This window comes from Streptomyces sp. NPDC001410, assembly GCF_042895235.1.
GTDB lineage: Bacteria > Actinomycetota > Actinomycetes > Streptomycetales > Streptomycetaceae > Streptomyces.
This window is the reverse complement of the sequence record NZ_JBIAWE010000008.1, coordinates 131493-148815: the sequence shown is the minus strand read 5'-3', so window position 1 is coordinate 148815 and position 17323 is coordinate 131493. Positions and strand designations below refer to the sequence as shown.

Below are 17323 nucleotides of genomic sequence, written 5' to 3'. Positions count from 1 at the left end.
CACTGGTCATGTCGAACCGGGAGGTGGATCGTCATGTTCGTACGCACCGTCTATGTGACCGGCGACCCCGCGAAGATCGACACGGCCATCAGAGCCCTGAACACGGAAGGGCGCGAGCTGCTCCAGGAGCGTCCGGGCTACTGCGGAGCCGGGGTCTTCGTGGACCGGGACCTCGGCAAGCTGCTGGGCGTGAGCTGGTGGGACACGGCCGAGGCGCGGCACAACAGCGACGAGGTCATGCAGCTGCGCAGGCAGGCCATGCTCGGGCCGTTCGCCGGCACGCTGACGGTGGAGAACTTCGAGGCGGTGGTGTACCACCCCCTCCAACCACCACGCATGGGCGGCGGACTGCGCGTCACGCGGGTGGAGTTCGACCCCGCGGACATCGATCTGGTCGTCGAGACGTTCCGGTCGACCGTGGCTCCGCGCCTGGAGACGCTGCCGGGCCTGGCCACGATCGGCCTGCTCGTCGACCGGGAGCGCGGTACGGGCCAGGCCTACGCCCTCTTCGTCGACCGCGACTCGATGGTGGTCTCGCGGGCCGGCCAGGCGGCCGCCCGGCACGAAGGTGTGGCCAAGGCGCAGGTGAACGTCGTCGGTCTGGAGGAGTTCGAGGTCGTGCACACGGACGTGCACGTCGGCTGACCGGGCCCGCGCCGGTGTCCGGACAGCCCCCTCCGGTGCGGAAGTTCAGGAAAACGGCCGTCCGCCCTGCTGCTCAAGCAGGGTGAACGGCCGTTCGTGGGGCGGGTGTCAGCCCATGTCGAAGGTGGCCGGGTCCGGACCGAGCCGGCGGTCCTCGTTGAGGGCGCTGATCGCCGCGAGGTCCTCGTCGTCCAGGCTGAAGTCGAACACCTCGATGTTCTCCTTGATCCGCGACGGCGTCACGGACTTCGGGATCACGACATTGCCCAGCTGGAGGTGCCAGCGCAGCACGACCTGGGCCGGCGTGCGGTTGTGCTTCTGGCCGATGGCGACGATGGCCGGCACCTCCAGCAGGCCCTTGCCCTGGCCGAGCGGCGACCAGGCCTCGGTCCTGATGCCCTGCTCCGAGTGGAACGAGCGCGCCGCGCGCTGCTGCAGGTGCGGGTGCAGCTCGATCTGGTTGACCGCCGGGATGACCGAGGTCTCCGCGATCAGCTGCTGCAGGTGCTCGGGGAGGAAGTTGGAGACGCCGATCGCCTTGACGCGGCCTTCGGCGTAGAGCTTCTCGAACGCCTTGTAGGTGTCGAGGTACTTGCCCCGGGACGGCAGCGGCCAGTGGATCAGGTACAGGTCCAGATAGTCGAGACCCAGCTTCTCCAGCGACGCGTCGAACGCGCGCAGCGTGGAGTCGTACCCCTGGTCGCTGTTCCAGAGCTTGGTGGTGACGAAGACGTCCTCACGGGGCAGGCCGGAGGCGGCGATGGCCTTTCCGGTGCCCTCTTCGTTGCCGTAGATCGCGGCTGTGTCGATGCTGCGGTACCCGGCCTCGAGCGCCGTGGCGACGGCCCGCTCGGCCTCGTCGTCCGGCACCTGCCAGACGCCGAAGCCCAGCTGGGGCATCTCGACGCCGTTGTTGAGGATGATCGGGGGGACCTTGCTGCTCACGAGCTTCTTGATCCTTCGGTTGTCGACAGGTGGTACTCCCATCGTCAACGATCACGCGCCGACCTGCATTCCTGACCGCGGAATCCGTGCCAACTGACCGGCGAGTCAGTTCCCGGAAGCTCAGATTGGCCGGAAACGCATCCGACGTTATCGGTCCGGACCATTGACCGCGGCCCTTCATCCCGGGACTCTGTATCGCGCCACCGGACGTGTCGATGAACCCGGTGCATGCATGTGAACGGCCTCTGACCATGGCCGCTGTCTGCCCTCTGAGATCCCCCACCCTCAGGAAAGCGGGTACGCGCACATGAACAAAACCCTGCCCACGACCCCCCGTGCGGCCCTCCAGGACCCGAAGACATCGGATGAAAAGGCCTGGCGGAGTCCGGGCTACCAGATCGTGGAAACCGCACTCGAAGTGACCGCCTACGCGCTCGCCGACCGCCGCGCCCCCGAGCCGCCGCAGGCCTCATGAGCACGACCGTTCCGCCCGTCCGGGACGCCTCGACCGTCCCCCGTACCGACGTCCCCGTCACCGTCCCGCCCACCGGCGCCGTCTGGCCGGCCGCCGAGTTCACCGAGCGGCTGCGCGCCGTCACCGCGGCCCGCTACCACGACCGGCACCCCTTCAACCTGCGGATGCACCGCGGCGAGCTGACCCCCGCCGAACTGCGCCGCTGGATCGCCGCACGCTTCCACTACCAGCGGCACATCCCCGTCAAGGACGCCCTGATCCTCGCCGGGCTCGACCGGCCCGAGCAGCGCCGCCTCTGGCTGCGCCGCATCCGTGACCACGACGGCACGGGGGACGGCGGCCCGGGGAGCGAGGGCGGCATCGAGCGCTGGCTGCGGCTCGGTGAGGCGGCCGGCCTCGGCCGCGAGGAGCTGTGGGACGCCTCCCGGGTGCCGCCCGGGGTGCGGTTCGCGGTCGAGGCCTACGTCACCTTCTGCCGGCTGCGCCCCACGCTGGACGCCGTCGCCGCCTCCCTGACCGAGCTGTCCGCACCGGACCTGATGCGCACCCGCATCGCCGCCTTCGAACGTCACTACCCGTGGATCGACCCGGCCGGTCTCGCCTACTTCCGCACCCGTGTCACCCAGGGCGCCCGTGACGGGGAGGAGGCCCTCGCCCTGGTCCTCGCCACCGCCCGCACCCGTGCGCAGCAGGAACGGGCGGTGGCCGCGCTCACCTTCAAGTGCGAGGTGCTGTGGGCGCTGCTGGACGCGGTGGACGGGAGCACCTCGTGAGCTTCTCGCGTCCCGCGGCGCGCCGGTCGCCTCCCACAGTCCTCCAGCCGCTTCCCGCAGCCCGCCGGAACCCGACCGCCTGGCGTCCCGCCCTCGCCCGGGGCGTCCTGCTGCGGCACGACCCGGTGCGGGACACGGACCTGTTGCTGCTGCCGGAACGCGTTGTCGTCCTGCACGGCAGCGGGGGCGCCGTCCTCGGGCGGTGCGACGGCAGCCGGACCGTGGCCGGCATCGTCGCCGAACTGTCCGCGGAGTACCCCGGCGCACCCGTCGCCGTCGAAGTCCCGGACTTCCTGGCCGGGTTGCGCAAGGAGGGCTGGCTGACATGACGACCGTCGCTCCGCCATGGGCCCTGCTCGCCGAACTCACCCACGCCTGCCCGCTGCGGTGCGGCTATTGTTCGAACCCCGTCGAACTGGTCGGTCGGTCAGTGGAGTTGACCACAGAGCACTGGACCGGGGTGTTCCGGCAGGCGGGTGACCTCGGGGTCGTCCACACCCATCTGTCCGGCGGCGAGCCACTGCTGCGCCGAGATCTGCCCGAGCTGGTGGCGGCCGCGGATGCGGCGGGCCTGTACACCCAGCTCGTCACCAGCGGGGTGGGCCTCGGCGAGCGACGGCTGGCCGGGCTGGCCGAGTCCGGGCTGCGCAGTGTGCAGCTGTCCGTGCAGCACGCGGACCCGGATGTCGCCGAACGCATCGCGGGCGTACGGTCGTTCGCGGCGAAGCAGCGCGCGGCCCGGCTGGTCCGCGAGGCGGGACTGCCTCTCGGGATCAACGCCGTCCTGCACCGCGGCAATCTCGACGCCCTGGACGAGCTGATCCGGCTCGCCGTGGACTGGGGCGCGGACCGGCTCGAACTGGCCCACACCCAGTACCACGGGTGGGCGCTGCGCAACCGCACCGCCCTGCTGCCCACACCCGGCCAGGTCGAACGGGCCCGCTCGACCGTCGCCCACTGGCGCGAACGACTGGGCGACACCCTGGAGTTGGTGTGGGTGGCCCCAGATCTGCTGGATGCCACCCCGAAACCGTGCATGGGCGGCTGGGGTCGCATCTCGCTCACCGTCGCCCCCGACGGCACGGTCCTGCCCTGCCCGGCCGCGAACAGCCTGCCGGGTCTGGACCCGCCGAACGTCCGGGAGCACCGACTGGACCGGATCTGGCGGGAGTCGAAGGCTTTCAACGTCTTCCGGGGCGAGTCCTGGATGCCCGAGCCCTGCCGTGGCTGCGCCCTGCGCGCCACCGACCACGGCGGCTGCCGCTGCCAGGCCTACGCCCTCACCGGCGACCCCGCCCGCACCGACCCGGCCTGCCGGCACGCCCCGGACCACTCCCTCGTACGCGACCTCGTGGGCGCGCCCCGGCGGCTCGCGTACGCCTACCGAGAAGCAGCGAGTGAAGCCCCGCGAGAAGCCCAGTGACAAGTTCAGCCAGAAGTTCAGCGAGAGGAAGGAACATGAGACGCCGACGCCTGCGCGCGGCCCTGACGGCACTCGCGCTCACCACCGCCGGCCTGGCCGCGCTCCCCGCGGCCGTACCCCCGGCCGCAGCCGCCCCGGCTCCCGCCCTGCCGCGGCCTGCCGCCGCCCCCGACTGGTCCACGGCCGTGGTCGACTCCACCTTGGCCCGCTATACGCCGACCAGCATCGGCGGCTGGTCCTACCCGGTCGGCCTCTACCTCTACGGCCAGTACCTCACCTACCGGCGCACCCACGAAGCGCGCTACCTCACCTACATCAAGAGCTACGTCGACCGCTTCGTGAAGAGCGACGGCTCCATCGACCAGTCCTTCAACAACCTGGACAGCATGCAGGCCGGCCGCCTCTTGGTGATCCTGCACCACGAGACCGGCCAGGACCGCTACCGCAAGGCGGCGAAGAAGATCCGCGACCGCCTCGCCACCTACCCGCGCACCGCCGACGGCGGCTTCTGGCACGCGGACAACAGCAGTCGCGCCCACCAGCTCTGGGCGGACGGCGTCTACATGGTGAACCCGTTCCTCGTCGAGTACGGCCGGGAGTTCGGCGACAGCGCGTACACGAACGACGAGGCGGCCCGGCAGCTGACCGTCTACGGCAGCCATCTCCAGGTCGCAGGCGGCCTGTTGAAGCATGCCTACGACGAGTCGAAGAGCGCGAGCTGGGCCGACCCGCAGACCGGGCTAGCCCCCGAGCACTGGTGCCGCGCGGTCGGCTGGTACTCGATGGCGATCGTCGGCGTCCTCGACGCGATCCCGGCGAACCACTCCGGGCGGCCCCAACTCCTCGGCATCTTCCGACGGCTGGCGGCAGGCCTGGAGCGGTACCAGGACCCGGCCAGTGGCCGTTGGTTCCAGGTCATGGACAAGGGGAGCAGAAGCGACGACTGGACCGAGACGTCCTGCTCCAGCATGTTCACCTACGCCCTGTCGCGCGGTGTCCAGCAGGGATATCTCGACCCGCACTACGCGGCCGTCGCCCGGCACGGCTACGAGGGCGTGCTGGCGAAGATCTCGGTCGGCGCCGACGGCCGCACCAACCTCGCCGACATCTCCGTCGGCACCAACGTCGGCGACTACGCGTACTACGCCGCCCGCACCCGGGCCGTCAACGACTTCCACGGCCTGGGCGCCTTCCTGATCATGAACGAGCAACTGCGAGGAGAATAATGTCATGAGCACGTCCAGAAGGGCGGTGCTCGGCGCCGCGCTGGGCGGCGCGGCCGGAGCCGCCGTCGGCCTGCCGACCCCGGCCCGGGCCGCGTCCTGGCAGCTCAAGTGGTCCCCGTCCGCGAGCGCCGACGGACTGGGCGCCTTCGAGACCGTCGAGGACGACCGCGCCGACTCGCACTCCGCGGGGCACCCGCACATCTACGCCACGGGCGACAACTGGCGCTTCACCATGCACACGGTCGACCGCGACACCTCGACCGACCGCCAGCGCCAGGAGGTCACCGGCCTGCGCACGAGCGGCAGCAGCTACCTCAAGTGGACCGAGGGTCAGACCTGGCGGATCACGTACTCGATGTACATCCCCAGCTCGCTGAAGGCGACCACCACCTTCACGCACATCATGCAGATGAAGCAGCCCGGCAACGGTACGTCGCCGATCGTCGTGCAGTCCCTGCGCCGGGTGAACGGAAAGCAGACCATCGAGCTGAAGCTCGCGATCGACGACATCCTGGTCGGCCGCACCGACCTGGACCCACTGCACGACAAGTGGACCGACGTCGACTTCCAGATCAAGGTCGGCAACGGTTCGGCAGGTTCGGTCCGCTGGATCCTCAAGAGCGGCTCGACGACCGTGATCGACAAGGCGAGGACCGGCGTCGACACCTTCCTCGCCGACCGCGTCCGCCCGAAGTGGGGCATCTACCGCTCCCTCGGCGACACCTCCGGCTCCCTGCAGAACACCTATCTCCTGCTCACCAACCTCCGCGGCTACCAACTCGTCTGAGGAGCCGTCCCATGCGTTCCAGCCCCCCGCACGGCAGAGGTGCGGCGGCGATCGTCCTGTTCGTCGTCGCCGTCGTCCTCGGCCTCACCCACCCCGCCGCCCTCGCGGCCCCCGAGCCCGCGCCCCGCGCCGCCGCCGTCTTCGACGTACGCGACTACGGCGCCAAGGGCGACGGTTCCACCAACGACACCCCCGCCGTCAACAAGGCCATCACCGCGGCGAGTTCGGCGGGCGGCGGCACCGTCCGATTCCCGGCCGGCACCTACAAGTCCAAGAACACCATCCACATGAAGAGCGACGTGACGCTCCAGGTCGACACGGGCGCCACGATCCAGGGCTCCTCCGCGGACACCTACGACCCGCCCGAGTCCAACCCCTACGACAAGTACCAGGACTACGGGCACAGCCACTTCCACAACGCGATGATCTCCGGCGACCGGCTCACGAACATCGGCTTCGTCGGCGGCGGTGTCATCGACGGCGCAGGCAACCTGATCACCGGCAACCCGAGGCCGGGCGAGGCCGACAAGATCCTCTCGCTGACCCGCTGCGACGGACTGCGGATCGGTGACGGCCTCACCCTGCGCCGAGGCGGCCATTTCGCCGCCCTGGTCAACGGCTGCAAGAACGTGACGTCGGACCACCTGACCATCGACACCGCGAGCGACCGCGACGGTTGGAACATCATCTCCACGACCGACGTCACGGTCACCAACGCGCACATCAAGGCCAACGACGACGCGCTCGTCTTCAAGAGCGACTACGCTCTCGGCGCCAAGCTCCCCAACGGCCATGTCCGGGTGAGCGATTCGTACCTCTCGGCGCGGTGCTGCAACGCCCTGATGTTCGGCTCCGAGACCTGCGGCGACTTCTCGGACTACCAGTTCGAGAGGATCCGTATCGAGGGCGCCGACAAGTCCGGCCTCGGCATGGTGTCCATGGACGGCGCGAAGATCTCCGACGTCCACTACCGCGACATCACCATGAGGAACGTCCACTCGCCGATCATGCAGAAGATCGGCACGCGCAAGCGCTGCGGCAACAGCCCGGGTGTCGGCTCGATCAGCGACGTGACGTACGACGACGTCACGGCCACCGGCAACAGCCCGTCCTTCAGCCCGACCCTGTGGGGCGAGACCGGCCACCGGATCAGCGGCATCACCTTCCACCACGTCGACATCACCGTGCCCGGCGGCAACGGAACCATGTCCACCGCGGTGCCCAGCAACGACCCGAACGACTACAACCCCAAGAGCATCGGCACCCGGCCCGCCTACGGCTGGTACCTGCACAACGCCGACCATGTGCGGTTCACCGACAGCTCCGTGAAGTCCGCCGCCGACGACGGCCGCCCGGCGGTCATCGCCAACGCGGCGAGCGACATCCGCTTCACCCGCTTCACCGCCCAGCGCGGCGCCGGCTCCCCGCACGACGCCGGCTTCCAGAACGTCGCCGGTTACTGCCTGACGGACAGCCGCACCACCTCGGGCGGCGCCCTGCGGATCTCGTCCACCGGGTCCACCGAAAACTGCGGTACGGCGGCTGGGCCCCTCGATCTGGAGAACCCCCGCCAGGACTTCCTCCGGGCCTCGGTCGGCGGCCTCTTCCTGCACTGGGGCCTGCGCACCGCCCCCGCCCACACCAGTTGCGGCGCCTGGGAGAACGACGTCACCAGCGGCGGCTGGACCCCGGACTACTGGGTGAACGAAGCCCGCAAACTGCACACGCAGTACCTCGTCCTGGCCACGTTCCACAGCCGACTGGGCTACGCCCGCCCCTGGCCGTCCAAGATCCCCGGCTCCTGCTCCACCAAGCGGGACTTCCTCGGCGAGCTGATCACGGCGGCCAAGGCCAAGGGCATGAAGGTCATCCTCTACATGACCGACGACCCCCAGTGGCACGCCGAGGGCGGCCACGAGTGGCTCGACTCGGCCGCCTACTCCGCCCACAAGGGCAAGAACGTCGACCTGACCACCCGCGACGGCTTCGGGCAGTTCAGCTACGACAACTTCTTCGAGGTCATGGACCGTTACCCCGACCTCGGCGGCTTCTGGATCGACAACGACAACGCGTACTGGGAGAGCCACAACCTCTACGCGCAGATCTACCAGAAGCGCCCGAACTACACGCTCAGCAACAACAACGAAGACACGCCGATCATGGACATGATCAGCAATGAGCAGAAGACAGGAATGACGCCCGCCTACGACTACCCCCAGGCCGTGTACACGGCCCAACCCCGGCTGACCGAGGCCGACTTCAAGCTGCCCTCGACCGGCGCCTGGTGGTACGACGGCTCCAACCCGTCGGTCGACCGAGCGCTCACCCTCGGCCGCCTCGTCACCAACGCCGGCTCCTCGGTCAAAGCCCTGATGGCCGAGACCGCCCAGGTCAACGGCAAGTTCCCGGCCAACCAGGCCGCCTTCAACAACTTCGCCAACAGCTATCTCGACCCCATCTGGGAGTCCCTGCACGGCACCGAGGGCGGCGGCTACCTGTACGGCGGCCTCAAGCCGGGCTTCTGGAACGACGGCGCCCACGGCGTGACCACGATCAGCAGGACGGACCCGAACCGCCAGTACATCCACGTGCTGACCCCGCCCGGCACCAGCACTCTGCGCATCCGCGACAACGGGTATCGCATCGCATCCGTCATCAACCTCCGTACGGGCAAGGCGGTTTCCTGGTCACAGTCCGGCGGCGTGCTGACGCTGACCGGGCTCGGCGACTGGGACCCGTACGACACCGTCTTCAAGGTCACCAGTGCCGGTCGCCAGGGCATCCTCACCGGAGTCAAGGTGACCGCGAGCGCCTCGGCGAGCGGTCACACCGGCTCCGCCGCCGGCGACGGCGACCACCTCACCTACTGGGACAACGACAAGACCCTGCCCGTCGACCTCACCTTCGACCTCGGCGCGGCGAAGAAGGTGCAGTACATCGGCCTCAACCAGCGGGAGGACTCGGTCGCCTACGCCCGCTCGGACACCGAGCAGTCCGCCCGCATCAAGGACTACAAGGTCTTCCTGAGCAATGACGGCTCGACCTGGGGGAGCGCGGTGAAGACCGGGCAGCTCCCGAGCCGACGCGGCATCCAGGGCATCGACCTCACCGCCGCGAACGCCCGCTACGTACGCCTGGAGGTGGACTCCACCTGGGCCGCGTCGACCGATACCACTCGCTACAAGCGGCTGCGGATCGACGAGGCGTGGATCGGCACCGCGTACGCGACACCGGCGGCCTTCACCACCAAGTCGGACAACGGCCAGTCCCTCCGCCCCGCCATGGGCTGGAGCAGCTGGAGCTTCGTGCGCCGTGGGCCCACCGAGGCGAAGATCAAGGAACAGGCCGACGCGCTGGTGGCGAGCGGGCTCAAGGACCACGGGTTCGTCCAGGTCAACCTCGACGACTTCTGGCAGAAGTGCGACTCCAATGGCTTCGTCGTCGACTCCTACGGCCGTTGGGCCGTGGACACGGCCAAGTTCCCGTCCGGGATCAAGGCGCTGGCGGACTACGTCCACTCCAAGGGGCTGAAGTTCGGCTTCTACGTCACCCCGGGCATCGCCAGGAACGCGGTCACCGCGAATACGCCGATCGAAGGGACTCCGTACCACGCGAAGGACATCGCGGACACCTCGAAGACGGAGAAGAACTACAACTGCAAGAACATGTACTACATCGACTACTCCAAGCCGGGCGCGCAGGAGTTCGTGAACTCGTGGGCGAAGCAGTTCGCGTCCTGGGGAGTCGACTACCTGAAGATCGACGGCGTGGGCAGCCAGGACGTCCCCGACGTCCAGGCCTGGGACAAGGCGCTGCGCGCCACCGGACGGCCCATCACCTTCGCCCTCTCCAACAACCTGCCGATCGCGAACGCCTCCACCTGGCGGCAGCTGGCCAACAGCTGGCGCACCCAGGGCGACGTCGAGTGCTACTGCGGACCCGGTTCCCACGGCAGCGGCTATCCGCTCACCGACTGGTCCCATGTCTTTGCCCGCTTCACCTCGGCCGCCAACTGGCAGCCGTACGCAGGACCCGGCGGCTGGAACGACCTGGACTCCCTGGAGATCGGCAACGGCGACCAGGTGGGGCTCACCGCCGACCAGCGGCGCTCGCACTTCACCCTGTGGGCGATGGCGGGCGCGCCCCTGCTGCTCGGCACCGACCTCACCCACCTCGACCCCGTCGACAAGGCGATGCTGACCAACGACCGGCTGATCGGCGTCGACCAGGACGGCGTGGCCGCGAAACGCCTTGTGAACAGTGGTGTCAAGCAGGTCTGGAGCAAACGCGAGAACAGCGGCGACCATGTGGTGGCGCTGTTCAACACCGGAACCTCCGGCAACACCACGGTCAGTGTGAACTGGTCCCAGGTCGGCTTCACCGGCTCCGGCGACGTCACCGACCTCTGGTCCGGCTCCCACAAGGGCGTGATCGCCGACTCCTACAGCGCGACCCTGCGCCCCGGCGAGACCCGGCTGATCCGGGTGAAGCCGGTCGACTCCACGAAGGCCGCGGCGTCCCCGGGCTTCGCCGTCGCCCCCTACGAGTACCTCGGCTGGGGCAACCCGCAGAGCCCCACCTCGGTGATGTCCGCGACCGGCGTCAAGTGGTTCACCCTCGCGTTCATCCTCTCCGACGGCACCTGCAACCCGAAGTGGGACGGCTCGCGACCGCTGACCGGCGGCACCGACCAATCGACGATCAACGCCATCAGAAACGCCGGCGGTGACGTGATCGTCTCCGTCGGCGGCTGGAGCGGAGCCAAACTCGGCGAGAAGTGCTCCAGCGCCTCCGCGCTCGCAGGCGCCTACCAGAAGGTCATCAACGCCTACAAGCTGAAGGCCCTCGACATCGACATCGAGAACACCGAGTGGTCCAACGCCACCGTCCGCCAGCGCGTGGTCGACGCGCTGAAGACCGTCAAGGCCGCCAACCCCGGCCTGAAGACCGTCATCACCTTCGGCACGACGACCGGCGGACCCGACTCCACCGGCGTCGACATGATCAAGCGGGCCGCCAACTCCGGCCTGGCGAACGACGTGTGGTGCATCATGCCGTTCGACTTCGGCGGCGGCACCACGAACATGGGCACCCTCACCACCCGGGCCATGGAAGGCCTCAAGGCCCGGGTCAAGGCGGCCTACGGCTACAGCGACGCCACCGCCTACGCCCACATCGGGCTCTCGTCCATGAACGGCAGGACGGACGACTCCGGGGAACGCGTCCGCCTCGCCGACTTCAAGACCATGCTCGCCTACGCCCGGCAGCACCACATCGGACGCCTCACCTACTGGTCCGTCAACCGCGACCGCCCCTGCGGCTCCGGCACCGACGGTGACTCCTGCAGCGGCGTGACACAGCAGCCGTACGACTACCTGAAGGTCTTCGCCCAGTACACGGGCTGAGGGGAACACCCATGAATCTCAAGAGAGTTCTGCCGTACGGCCTGGTCGCGGCCCTTGCGCTGCCCCTGGCCGGTCTGAGTCAGGGCACCGCCCTCGCCGCCACCGACTACCAGGCCGAGGACGCCCGGATCTCCCAGGGCACCGTCGCCACCAACCACACCGGCTACACGGGCACCGGCTTCGTCGACTACACCAACGTCAAGGGCTCCTACGTGGAGTTCACGGTGAACGCGGCCGCCGCCGGCACCGCAGCGGTCACCCTCCGCTACGCCAACGGCACCTCCACCGACCGCCCGATGGACATCTCCGTCGGCGGCACGGTCGCCGCGCCCGCGGTCTCCTTCCCGGCCACCGCCGACTGGAACACCTGGGCCACCCGAACCGTCAACGTGCCGCTCGCCGCCGGGTCCAACACGATCCGCGCGACCGCCACCACCGCCGACGGCGGCCCCAACCTTGACCGCATCAGCGTCGCCGCGGCGACCGACACCCAGGCCCCGACCCGACCCGGGCAGCCCGGCTGCTCCGACATCGGCGAGAGCGGCCTCACCCTCGGCTGGGGTGCCTCCACCGACAACGTGGGCGTGGCGGCGTACGACATCTACGAGCACGGCAACAAGATCAGCGAGGCGCCCGGGAGAGCGACCAGCAAGGCACTGACCGGGCTCACCCCCAACACCACCTACAACCTGACCGTCATCGCCCGGGACGCGGCCGGCAACACCTCCCCGGCCAGCCCCGTCGTCGACTGCACGACGAAGCCCAGCTCCGACAGCACACCGCCGACCGCACCCGGCACCCTGTCCGCGGCCGGCATCACGGCGAACACGGCCGACCTCAGCTGGGGCGCGTCGACGGACGACCGCGCCGTCGTCGCCTACGACGTACGCAGCGACACCACCGTCTACAAGACCGTCACCGGCGGTACGTCGACCACCCTCACCGGTCTCGCCTGCAACAGCCCGTACTCCCTGAACGTCGTTGCCCGGGACGCGGCCGGGAACGTCTCGCAGCCGGGCAACACCGTCACCTTCACCACCAAGGCCTGCGCCACCGACGGCGGTGTCCCGTCCTCCGTCGCCACGCTGTCGACGGGCTGGACGATCCCGTGGGGCACCTACTGGATGCCCGACGGCAAGACCGCGCTGGTCACCGAGCGGGACGACTTCCGGGTCTGGAAGGTCACCAAGGACGGCACGAAGACCCAGGTGGGCACCGTCCCGAACGCCGTCACCACCAACGGCGAGGGCGGGCTGCTCGGGGTCGCCGTCGACCCCAGGTGGGACACCGACCACTACGTCTACTTCATGCACACCGCGTCCGAAGGCAACCGCGTCGTCCGCATGACCTACGACGGCACCAAACTCACCGACTACAAGGTGCTGCTCCAGGGCATCAAGAAGAACCGCTACCACAACGGCGGCCGCCTCGCCTTCGGCCCCGACGGCTATCTGTACGTCTCCACCGGCGAGGCCCAGACACCCGACCTCGCGCAGGACAAGAACTCCCTCAACGGCAAGATCCTGCGCATGACGACCGACGGCAAGCCGGCCCCCGGCAACCCCTTCGGCAACTACGTCTACTCCCTGGGCCACCGCAATCCGCAGGGCCTCGCCTTCGACCGCAACGGGCGCCTGTGGGAGGCCGAGTTCGGCAACAGCTCCAAGGACGAGCTGAACCTCATCAAGCCCGGCGCCAACTATGGCTGGCCGACCTGCGAAGGCAACTGCTCCGTCGCCGGCATGACCAACCCCAAGGCCACCTGGAACGTCTCCGAGGCCTCGCCCAGCGGTATCGCCATCGTCCGCAACGTCATCTACATGGCGTCCCTGCGCGGCGAACGGCTGTGGCGCATCCCGATCAGCGGGGACACCGAGAAGGTCGGCACCCCGACCGCCTACTACGTCGGGACCTACGGCCGGCTGCGCACCGTCACCAAGGTGCCCGGCGCCGACCAGCTGTGGCTGTCCACCACCAACTGCGACAACAACGGAGGAGCGGCGGACGGATCCGACAAGATCTTCAAGGTGACGATCAGCTGACGGGGGTCAGGCCTGGTAGAGGGCCTCGACCTCGGTCTCGTACGCCTTCTCGATCGCCTTCCGCTTCAGCTTCAACGACGGTGTCAGCAGGCCGTGTTCCTCGGTGAACGGCTGCGCCAGTATGCGGAAGGTACGGATGGACTCGGCCTGCGAGACGAGGGTGTTGGCGGCGACCACCGCCCGCCGCACCTCCGCCTCCAGGTCCGGGTCCCGTACCAGCGCCGCGGGCGTCAGCTTCGGCTTGCCGCGCATCTGCAGCCAGTGCTCCACGGCCTCCTGCTCCAGGGTGACCAGGGCGGCGATGTAGGGGCGGTCGTTGCCGACGACGATGCACTGGTTGACCAGCGGATGGTCGCGGACCCGCTCCTCCAGGACACCGGGGGAGACGCTCTTGCCGCCGGAGGTCACCAGGATCTCCTTCTTGCGGCCGGTGATGGTCAGATAGCCGTCCTCGTCGAGGGAGCCGAGGTCGCCCGTGGCGAGCCAGCCGTCGTGCAGGGTCTCGTCGGTGGCCTTCTGGTTGTTGAGGTACCCCTGGAAGACGTTGCCGCCGTGCAGCCAGATCTCCCCGTCCTCCGCGATGTGCACGGTGACGCCCGGGACGGCCTGGCCGACCGTGCCGTAGCGGGTGCGGTCCGGCGGGTTCGCGGTCGCCGCCGCCGTCGACTCGGTCAGGCCGTAGCCCTCGTAGATCTGCACACCCGCGCCCGCGAAGAACAGCCCCAGCCGGCGGTCCATCGCCGAGCCGCCGGACATCGCGTTCCGGATCCGCCCGCCCATCGCCGCGCGGACCTTCGCGTACACGAGCTTGTCGAACAGCTGGTGCTGCATCCTGAGGGCCGCCGACGGGCCCGGCCCTGTGCCCCAGGCCTTGGCCTCGATGGCATCGGCGTACTTCACGGCGATCTCGACCGCCTTCTCGAAGGGCCCCGACTTGCCGTCCTTCTCCGCCTTGCGCCGGGCCGCGTTGAACACCTTCTCGAAGATGTACGGCACCGCGAGGATGAACGTCGGCCGGAACGCGGCCAGGTCCGGCAGCAGCGCGGCCGCGTGCAGCTGCGGCTGGTGCCCGAAGCGGACCCGGCCACGGATCGCGGCGACCTCCACCATCCGCCCGAAGACGTGCGCCAGCGGCAGGAACAGCAGCGTGGAGGCCTCGTCGCCCTTCTTGGAGTGGAACACCGGCTCCCACCGCTCGATGACGGTGTCCGCCTCGTACATGAAGTTCCCGTGCGAGAGCACACAGCCCTTGGGGCGGCCGGTCGTGCCCGAGGTGTAGATGATCGTGGCGACCGAGTCCGGGGTGACCGCCTGCCGGTGCCGGTGCACCACCTCGTCGTCCAGATGCGCGCCGGCGTCGTACAGCTCCCGCACACAGCCGGCGTCCAGCTGCCACAGCTCGCGCAGCTGCGGCAGCCGGTCGATGACCGTGGCGATGGTCATCGCGTGGTCCTCGTGCTCCACGATCGCCGCCGACACCTCGGCGTCGTACAGCATCCAGAAGCACTGCTCGGCCGAGGACGTCGGGTAGATCGGGACGACCTGGGCGCCGATCGTCCACAGCGCGAAGTCGAACAGGGTCCACTCGTAGCGGGTGCGGGACATGATCGCGACCCGGTCGCCGAACCGGACGCCACGGGCGAGGAGCCCCTTGGCCAGGGCGAGGACCTCGTCGCGGAACTCGGCGGAGGTCACGTCCCGCCACTGGCCCGACTCGTCCTTGCGGCCCAGTGCGATGTGCAGGGGGTCCGTCCGGGCATGCTCGAAGACGACATCGGCCAGGCCGCCCACCGGCGGCGCCGACGTCAACGGAGGGGTGGTGAACTCGCGCAAACCCTCGCTCCCCGTTCCTATGACGCTCCGCACAGCGCCGTGAAAGCTACCCCACCCACAGGCGGGGCGGGAGGGGGTGCGAAATCGACCAATGCTCACCAACGGCGTGGGCGGTGCCCAGAAAATACACTCACATGCGGAAGGGTCGGACAGAATACTTACGGTTCAGTAAGTTTCGGGGGAGTAATCTCCACCGAATCTGTACGACCCGATTACGGCCCACCGCCACCCCCGGAGGACTCAGGTGCGCGGCACCCTCGTCTTCTCCTTCAGCGTCGCGGGAGCGGATTCCGTCACTCCGGTCCGCTCTGCGCCCGGTGTCCTGACCAGGGCCAGCACCAGCGCGCCCGCCGCGATCCCGGCCAGGCCCGCGACCACCAGTGTGCCGTTCAGACCGGAGGCGAACGCGGCACGCAGCGTGTGCTCCGGGAGGCTGCCGCGCAGAGCGGCCGCGCCGCCGCCGGCCAGCGTGTGGGCCGCGCCGTGCGGGAGCGTGCCGGTCATCCGGGACGTCAGGACGGTGCCGAACACCGCGACCCCCAGCGCGAACCCCAGCTGCCGGACGGTGTTCACCGCACCGCCCGCCATCCCGGACCGCTCCGGCGGCACCGACGCCAGCGCCGCCCCGGCCACGGTCGGGGACACGAACCCGGTGCCGACGCCCACCAGCACGAACCCCGGCACCAGCGCCGGCCAGCCGGAGTCCGCGTCCAGCACCGCCTGGCAGATGTCGCCCGCGCCGATCAGCAGCAGCCCGCCGCCTATGGTCAGCCGGGCCGGCACCCCGTGCAGCAGCTTCCCCACCAGCACGGCGACGATCATCGCCGCGACCGTCAGCGGCAGCAGCGTCAGCCCGCCCCGCACCGGACTCATGCCCAGCAGCGTCTGCATCCAGATCGACACGTACGGCGTCACCCCGAACGCCACCCCGTTGAAGGCGAACGCCCCCGCCATCACGCCCACGAACGCGGGCTTGCGCAGCAGCCCGAGGTCCAGCAGCGGATGCGCCGACCGCCGCTCCACCAGCACGAAGACCACCAGCGCCAGCGCCGCGCAGCCGAACGCCGTGAGCGCCGCCGGCGCCGTCCAGCCGTCCTCACCGGCCCGCACCACCGCGTACGTCACCCCGCCCGCGAAACCGGCGAAGGCCGCCGTACCCGCCCAGTCGACCTGCATCCCGCGCGGACCACGGGATTCCGGCACCACGCGCAGCGTCAGCCACACGGCGACGACACTCACCGGCAGGTTCACGAAGAAGATCCACCGCCAGCCCGGCCCCTCGGTGAGCAGACCGCCCAGCACCGGGCCGACCGCCGCGGCCCCGCCGCTCACCGCGCCCCACACCCCGAGCGCCACCGACCGCCGCTGCCCCTGGTAGACCGAGCCCAGCAGCGGCAGCGTCGTCGCGAACATCGCCGCCGCACCGACACCCTGCAGCGCCCGTGCGGCCACCAGCAGGCCCGGCCCCGACGCCAGCCCGCACAGCAGCGACGCCACCGCGAACAGCACCACGCCCGCCACATGCACCCGGCGCCGCCCCAGCACGTCGGCGGCCGCGCCCACGCCCAGCAGCAGCGCCGCCAGCGCCAGCGCGTACCCGTCGACCACCCACTGCAGATCGCTCAGCGACGTGTGCAGCGCACCGGCCATGTCCGGCAGCGCCACCACCACGATCGTCACGTCCAGCAGCAGCATGAACGTGCCCAGGCACACGGCCGTGAGCGTCCCCCATGTACGCATGTCCTCAACTCCCTTTACGACGGCTGCGT

12 protein-coding genes are annotated in these 17323 nt (G+C 69.6%); 9 read left to right on the top strand and 3 right to left on the bottom strand.

Going from position 1 to position 17323, the window contains the following annotated elements; all coding sequences use genetic code 11:
- Positions 1 to 33 precede the first annotated feature (33 nt).
- Positions 34 to 645: a hypothetical protein gene (locus ACFY3C_RS18990; RefSeq protein WP_390771549.1), complete on the top strand. Its 612-nt coding sequence runs from the start codon at positions 34 to 36 to the stop codon at positions 643 to 645.
- Between the two features lie 108 nt (positions 646 to 753).
- Here ACFY3C_RS18990 and ACFY3C_RS18985 read toward each other — a convergent pair whose 3' ends face one another.
- The gene (locus tag ACFY3C_RS18985) at positions 754 to 1590 is read right to left on the bottom strand and encodes an aldo/keto reductase (RefSeq protein WP_386576018.1); all 837 of its coding nucleotides are present in this window, start codon (positions 1588 to 1590) and stop codon (positions 754 to 756) included.
- 307 nt (positions 1591 to 1897) lie between these two features.
- Here ACFY3C_RS18985 and pqqA point away from each other — a divergent pair, with 307 nt between their 5' ends.
- Genes pqqA through ACFY3C_RS18945 form a run of 8 tightly spaced genes read left to right on the top strand, consistent with a single transcriptional unit; the run spans position 1898 to position 13721 of the window.
- Positions 1898 to 2065, top strand: a complete 168-nt coding sequence (gene pqqA, locus ACFY3C_RS18980; RefSeq protein ID WP_386576017.1) for a pyrroloquinoline quinone precursor peptide PqqA — start codon at positions 1898 to 1900, stop codon at positions 2063 to 2065.
- Positions 2062 to 2838, top strand: a complete 777-nt coding sequence (gene pqqC, locus ACFY3C_RS18975; protein ID WP_390771548.1) for a pyrroloquinoline-quinone synthase PqqC — start codon at positions 2062 to 2064, stop codon at positions 2836 to 2838. Before pqqA ends, pqqC begins: the two co-directional genes overlap by 4 nt.
- Positions 2835 to 3167, top strand: a complete 333-nt coding sequence (gene pqqD / locus ACFY3C_RS18970) for a pyrroloquinoline quinone biosynthesis peptide chaperone PqqD (RefSeq protein WP_390771547.1) — start codon at positions 2835 to 2837, stop codon at positions 3165 to 3167. Before pqqC ends, pqqD begins: the two co-directional genes overlap by 4 nt.
- A complete protein-coding gene (gene pqqE / locus ACFY3C_RS18965; RefSeq protein ID WP_386576013.1) occupies positions 3164 to 4261 on the top strand; it encodes a pyrroloquinoline quinone biosynthesis protein PqqE in 1098 nt (365 codons plus the stop codon). The genes pqqD and pqqE overlap by 4 nt, the downstream gene beginning before the upstream one ends.
- 35 nt (positions 4262 to 4296) lie before the next feature.
- Positions 4297 to 5487, top strand: a complete 1191-nt coding sequence (locus ACFY3C_RS18960) for a glycoside hydrolase family 105 protein (RefSeq protein ID WP_390771546.1) — start codon at positions 4297 to 4299, stop codon at positions 5485 to 5487.
- Between the two features lie 4 nt (positions 5488 to 5491).
- Positions 5492 to 6274 (top strand): heparin lyase I family protein, encoded by a 783-nt coding sequence (locus tag ACFY3C_RS18955; RefSeq protein ID WP_390771545.1) that lies wholly within the window; start codon positions 5492 to 5494, stop codon positions 6272 to 6274.
- Between the two features lie 11 nt (positions 6275 to 6285).
- Positions 6286 to 11679, top strand: a complete 5394-nt coding sequence (locus tag ACFY3C_RS18950; protein WP_390771544.1) for a glycosyl hydrolase family 28 protein — start codon at positions 6286 to 6288, stop codon at positions 11677 to 11679.
- 11 nt (positions 11680 to 11690) lie between these two features.
- Entirely contained in the window at positions 11691 to 13721 is a 2031-nt protein-coding gene (locus ACFY3C_RS18945) for a PQQ-dependent sugar dehydrogenase (protein WP_390771543.1), read from the top strand.
- A 6-nt stretch (positions 13722 to 13727) separates the two neighbouring features.
- On the opposite strand, the gene ACFY3C_RS18940 is transcribed toward ACFY3C_RS18945, so the two are convergent.
- On the bottom strand, positions 13728 to 15554 hold the full coding sequence (locus ACFY3C_RS18940; protein WP_390771542.1) for an AMP-dependent synthetase/ligase: 1827 nt from the start codon (positions 15552 to 15554) through the stop codon (positions 13728 to 13730).
- Between the two features lie 240 nt (positions 15555 to 15794).
- Positions 15795 to 17294, bottom strand: coding sequence for an MFS transporter (locus ACFY3C_RS18935; protein ID WP_390771541.1), 1500 nt, complete (start codon positions 17292 to 17294; stop codon positions 15795 to 15797).
- Between the last annotated feature and the right edge of the window lie 29 nt (positions 17295 to 17323).

Excerpts from the sequence above, each read along its gene's own strand:
- ACFY3C_RS18945 (WP_390771543.1), top strand. The coding sequence starts at position 11,691 with ATGAATCTCAAGAGAGTTCTGCCGTACGGCCTGGTCGCGGCCCTTGCG.
- pqqA (WP_386576017.1), top strand. The coding sequence starts at position 1,898 with ATGAACAAAACCCTGCCCACGACCCCCCGTGCGGCCCTCCAGGACCCG.
- ACFY3C_RS18990 (WP_390771549.1), top strand. The coding sequence starts at position 34 with ATGTTCGTACGCACCGTCTATGTGACCGGCGACCCCGCGAAGATCGAC.
- ACFY3C_RS18935 (WP_390771541.1), bottom strand. The coding sequence starts at position 17,294 with ATGCGTACATGGGGGACGCTCACGGCCGTGTGCCTGGGCACGTTCATG.
- ACFY3C_RS18950 (WP_390771544.1), top strand. The coding sequence starts at position 6,286 with ATGCGTTCCAGCCCCCCGCACGGCAGAGGTGCGGCGGCGATCGTCCTG.
- ACFY3C_RS18955 (WP_390771545.1), top strand. The coding sequence starts at position 5,492 with ATGAGCACGTCCAGAAGGGCGGTGCTCGGCGCCGCGCTGGGCGGCGCG.
- pqqC (WP_390771548.1), top strand. The coding sequence starts at position 2,062 with ATGAGCACGACCGTTCCGCCCGTCCGGGACGCCTCGACCGTCCCCCGT.
- pqqE (WP_386576013.1), top strand. The coding sequence starts at position 3,164 with ATGACGACCGTCGCTCCGCCATGGGCCCTGCTCGCCGAACTCACCCAC.
- ACFY3C_RS18960 (WP_390771546.1), top strand. The coding sequence starts at position 4,297 with ATGAGACGCCGACGCCTGCGCGCGGCCCTGACGGCACTCGCGCTCACC.